This is a genomic window from Mycobacterium sp. SMC-18 (genome assembly GCF_045310895.1).
GTDB lineage: Bacteria > Actinomycetota > Actinomycetes > Mycobacteriales > Mycobacteriaceae > Mycobacterium.
In genome coordinates this window covers 1-1,041 of the sequence record NZ_JBJIAL010000149.1, presented here as the reverse complement: position 1 = coordinate 1,041, position 1,041 = coordinate 1, and the positions used below count along the sequence as shown (strand labels likewise).

Annotated in this window: 1 protein-coding gene; it reads right to left on the bottom strand. The window is 63.9% G+C overall.

The features are described from left to right. Positions 1 to 31: 31 nt before the first annotated feature. The gene (locus ACJH6J_RS30530; protein ID WP_035651711.1) at positions 32 to 685 is read right to left on the bottom strand and encodes a TIGR02594 family protein; all 654 of its coding nucleotides are present in this window, start codon (positions 683 to 685) and stop codon (positions 32 to 34) included. Positions 686 to 1,041 lie beyond the last annotated feature (356 nt).

The following is a 1,041-nucleotide window of genomic DNA, read 5'->3' as shown; positions in this document are numbered from 1 at the left end:
GCATTCCCGGGGAGAGGTGGAGAGTGCCGCCTCAGTTCGTCGGCATCACATAGGCATAGATCCGGCCGCGCGAGACCGGCGCCTCGCGGACGCGGTGACTGCTGTTGCCCGAGATCATGATCGGATTGCCCCTGGCGTCGACGCCGGTGATGATGCCGACATGGCCGCCGCCGCGGCGGCCCATCACGGCGATCGCGCCGACCTGCGGCCCCGAGACGCGCGTGCCGTATTTGGCGAACGAACTCGCCATGTCGGACCCGGTGCCGCGATGACCGGTCTGCTGCAGCACCATGTTCATGAAGCGTGCACACCATAGGCTGGAGCGGCCGGTCGGGTTGCCACCGCCGAGATAGCGGCGCGCCGTGTCGACGATGCCGGATGAGCCGAAGCCGCCTGTCGCGCTCGCCTCAATGTTCGACGCAGCGGGTATTGCGGCGGCATTGGCCTCGCCAGAACCGCCCGCCTGCATCCGGGCGCGACGCTCGGCGCGCGACAGCCGCGCGGTGTGCCGGTGGTGATGATGGGCGGAATGCCGCGCGTGATGGCCGGCATGAGCCGAATACGCGTGACGCTGATGGTGCGGACGAGCCGATGCCGAAGAAACCGAAATGACGGCGAGGGTGAGCGAACACAGAGCCAGCGCCAAAACTCGAAGCGACCGGCGATACGCAAGCAACTGAACCATACTTCACGAGATCCTCTGTAACGCCCCCACTTCCCCGTCGCGTTCCCTGCGAAACGCGGCGGTGGGTTTGAAAGTCGGGATGTGGCGGGAGCAGGATTTGGTGTGACGGCACCAAAACGAATTCTGGGTCATTCCGCGCAAATTCCATGACGAAAATAGTCAGAACTGCCGCATTGCCGCCGCGGAAATTAATTGCAAGTCTGGGGGTGGCCAACGAGAGGAGAATTTCAATGCCCTACGCCACGACGAAAGATCATGTCCGGCTGCATTTCGAGGAGGCAGGCAGCGGGACCCCGATCATCTTCCTGCACGAGTTCGCAGCTGATCACACCAATTGGGAACCGCAGCTGCGCTAC